The sequence below is a fragment of the Flavobacterium sp. genome, from assembly GCF_040382755.1.
Classification (GTDB): Bacteria; Bacteroidota; Bacteroidia; order Flavobacteriales; family Flavobacteriaceae; genus Flavobacterium.
Genome location: NZ_JBEIET010000161.1, coordinates 1 through 3,693 on the forward strand (window position 1 = coordinate 1; position 3,693 = coordinate 3,693).

Genomic DNA, 3,693 nt, shown 5'->3' on the forward strand with positions numbered 1-3,693 from the left:
ACATTCGGAATAAAAATTACTTTACCATCTGGCGCTTTTGCTACCGATACACCTTTTGCACCTGCATCAAGGATTTGTACGTTTTCGAATACGATTCTTTCTGTTCTCTTTTTTCCCATGACGCAAAAATAAGAATTGTTATGCGGATTAGATAAATTATTTTACTTTTATAACAAAATTTTAGAGTAATGATAAAATATTTGGCGCTTTTACGAGGTATAAACGTATCGGGACATAACATGATAAAAATGGATGCCTTGAAAAAAATGCTTGAAAACATGGGGTTTCAAAATGTAGAAACGTATATTCAATCGGGTAATATTTTTTTTGATTCGGAAGAAGAAAATGCAGCGAGTGTAGGTTTTAAAATCAAACAAGAAATTTCAAAAGTATTTGGCTATGATGTTCCTGTTATTATGGTTTCTAAAACCGATTTAGAACTTTGTTTTAAGAATAATCCGTATTTGAAAGAAAAAGAATGCGATATTAAGAAATTATATGTAGCTTTTATTTCTATAGAATTGACAGCTGCAGCTATAAACGATTTGAAAATTAGTAATTTCAAGCCAGATGAAGCGGCTATTGATTCTAATAGAATTTATATTAAATATGCAATTGGCGCTGGAAAAACCAATTTAGACCAGAAATACATAGAAAAAAAATTAAACGTTGTGGCTACCATAAGAAATTGGAATACAGTTACAAAGTTATTAGAGATGTATAACAGTTAGAAATCCCAAATACCAAAACCCAAATTCCAAACTTAATTTCTCTTTTTGGAATTTGGAATTTTTCTATTTGGAATTTTTCTATTTGGAATTTTGGAATTTATATTTTGTAATTTGGAATTTATATTTTGTAATTTTACGCATTAAGGATGATTTCTCTCCAATAAGTAGGAATTGCGATTTGACAATCAATAAAAATAAATCATGTCACTTTTAGAAAAAATGAATCCAGCAGAAATTATTGCTCTGGAAGACCAACACGGTGCTCACAATTACCACCCGTTACCTGTAGTATTAAATAAAGGAGAAGGGGTTTTTGTTTGGGATGTAGAAGGAAAAAAATATTACGATTTTTTATCAGCCTATTCAGCAGTAAATCAAGGACATTGTCATCCAAAAATTGTTGGAGCAATGATGGAACAAGCACAAACACTTACCTTAACATCGAGAGCGTTTTATAATGATAAGCTTGGTGTGTATGAAAAGTATGTAACCAACTATTTTGGTTTTGATAAGGTTTTGCCTATGAATACAGGCGCTGAAGCTGTGGAAACGGCTTTAAAAATCTGTAGAAAATGGGCGTATGAGAAAAAAGGTGTGGCAGAAAAACAAGCACAAATTATTGTTTGTGAAAACAATTTCCACGGAAGAACCACTACAATTATTTCGTTTTCAAATGATGAAAATGCTCGAAAAAATTTCGGACCATTTACAGATGGATTTATAAAAATACCTTATGATGATATTGAAGCTTTAGAAAAAGCAATTTCGTCTTCACCAAATATTGCAGGTTTTTTAGTAGAACCAATTCAAGGTGAGGCGGGCGTTTATGTGCCGTCTGAAGGTTATTTAGCCAAAGCCAAAGCAATATGTGCTAAATTTAATGTGTTATTTATTGCAGACGAAGTACAAACAGGTATTGCAAGAACGGGTTCTTTATTAGCTGTTTGTGGAAATTGCACTTGCGAAAAAGCTTGTGAAAAACAAAGCACGTATGTGCAACCTGATATTTTAATATTAGGAAAAGCAATTTCTGGAGGTGCGTATCCAGTTTCGGCAGTTTTAGCAAATAATGAAATAATGAATGTAATAAAACCTGGACAACACGGTTCTACTTTCGGTGGTAATCCTGTGGCAGCTGTTGTGGCTATGGCCGCTTTAGATGTAGTTTCAGAGGAAAATTTATCTCAAAACGCTCGTAAATTAGGAAAGCTATTTAGAGAAGAATTGAACAAATACATTCAAACTTCCAATATTGCAACATTAGTTCGTGGAAAAGGTTTGTTAAATGCTATAGTTATTAATGATACCGAAGAAAGTGAAACAGCTTGGAATATCTGTATGAAATTAGCTGAAAACGGATTATTAGCGAAACCAACGCACGGTAATATTATACGCTTTGCGCCACCATTAGTGATGACAGAAGAGCAATTATTAGATTGTGTATCTATAATTACCAATACTTTAAAAGAATTTGAAAATTAATTTATTATGGAAAACGAAAAAGAAATAGAAAATTTTGAGAATAATTTGACTAGTGCTGCCGTTGGGTTTTTACAAGAAAGTGCCAAATGGTCAAAATTTATGGCGATTATTGGTTTTATTGGAATTGGTTTAATGGTATTAGTTAGTCTCTTTATGGCTATTGGCCTTGGAGCAACTAATTTGCCTGAATTACCTTTTTCAATGTCGGTTTTCTCGATAATTTATGTGCTTTTTGCAGCTATTTATTTCTTTCCGGTGTATTATTTGTATCAATATGCTACTAAAACAAGTGCTGCTTTACATTCGAAAAACAAACAATTATTAGCCGATGGCTTAGAAAATTTAAAATCACACCATAAATTTTTAGGAATATTTACTTTAATTATTATTTCCTTGTATGGCTTTATATTTGTCTTTGCTATTTTAGGAGGAATTCTTTCGACTTTAAGTTAGGAGAAAATAGTAGACATAAAAAAAACCGACTTATAATTAAATAAGTCGGTTTTTGTATTTTTATTAAAATCTTAGAAATGTAAAGTTAAGTTTATTGAAGTAATTCCAACATTACCAAACCCAAACTCTGAACTTTTACCACCTTCTGTAGTTACAGCAGCAGCAGTTCCATTTTTGAATGTGCTTTCAGACTTACCTTGAACATCAAAACCTACTCTGTAAGTATATTGAGCTCCAATAGCAAATTTAGGGAAGATGAAATACTCAGCTCCTAAAAACCCTTGAACACCTAATCCTAGACCTAATCCAGATTTGTTTTCTGTACTACTTACGAAAGTTCCAGTAGAAGTTGTTACTGTAGATTCAGTACTTCTAGAACTTACGTTAATTAATGCATCAGCACCATAAAAACCTTGAAGACGAGTAGAACCTTTTCTCCATTCTTTTCCTAAACCTGCAGTTAAATCAAATCCTGAATTTTTGTTTTCTGTCATGTTCGCTCCAGATGGAACATTGTTAGTACTTGAACCAAATCCTAAATTAGCAACTACTCTGTAAGCCATTTTGTCAGTAATGAATTTTTTACCAACAAATGCGTTATTAGTTACAAAATCTACAGATGGAGCTGAATTGTTGGTGTTTCCGTTAAATGCATTTCCTGCATATTCGAAAATTCCATCAGCATTAAAACTAACAGCCCAATCACCAGCAACTGGTAAATAAGCTTCTCCTTTTTTAGATTTTAAATCTTGCGCATTAACAAAAGTTAATGATAATACTGCAGCAGCAGTTAGTAATACTTTTTTCATAATTTGTTTATTTTTAAAAGTTATGAGGCAAATATAAAATGTTTTTTTTAAATAATAACACTTTTTTATGAGGTTATTAACATTTATATTAACATTTTTTTTAAACATTATTGAAAATCAAATATTTACGAAAACGTTGTAAATATAATGTTTTTAAAAAATTTACAATTTCAATTAGTTAAAGTTATTAACAATTTGTGAAAAGTCTATTTTTGATA

The 3,693-nt window shown here is 31.2% G+C and carries 4 protein-coding genes; 3 read left to right on the forward strand and 1 reads right to left on the reverse strand.

The genetic code is table 11. The features are described 5' to 3' along the window. Positions 1–188 precede the first annotated feature (188 nt). From ABWO04_RS10460 to ABWO04_RS10470, 3 genes are all read left to right on the forward strand, one after another. Positions 189–731, forward strand: coding sequence for a DUF1697 domain-containing protein (locus ABWO04_RS10460; protein WP_353079651.1), 543 nt, complete (start codon positions 189–191; stop codon positions 729–731). A 201-nt stretch (positions 732–932) separates the two neighbouring features. Then, a complete protein-coding gene (gene rocD / locus ABWO04_RS10465; RefSeq protein ID WP_353079652.1) occupies positions 933–2,213 on the forward strand; it encodes an ornithine--oxo-acid transaminase in 1,281 nt (426 codons plus the stop codon). Between the two features lie 6 nt (positions 2,214–2,219). Beyond that, positions 2,220–2,666: a hypothetical protein gene (locus tag ABWO04_RS10470; RefSeq protein ID WP_353079653.1), complete on the forward strand. Its 447-nt coding sequence runs from the start codon at positions 2,220–2,222 to the stop codon at positions 2,664–2,666. A gap of 71 nt (positions 2,667–2,737) precedes the next feature. Here ABWO04_RS10470 and ABWO04_RS10475 read toward each other — a convergent pair whose 3' ends face one another. Then, a complete protein-coding gene (locus ABWO04_RS10475) occupies positions 2,738–3,475 on the reverse strand; it encodes a hypothetical protein (protein ID WP_353079654.1) in 738 nt (245 codons plus the stop codon). Positions 3,476–3,693 lie beyond the last annotated feature (218 nt).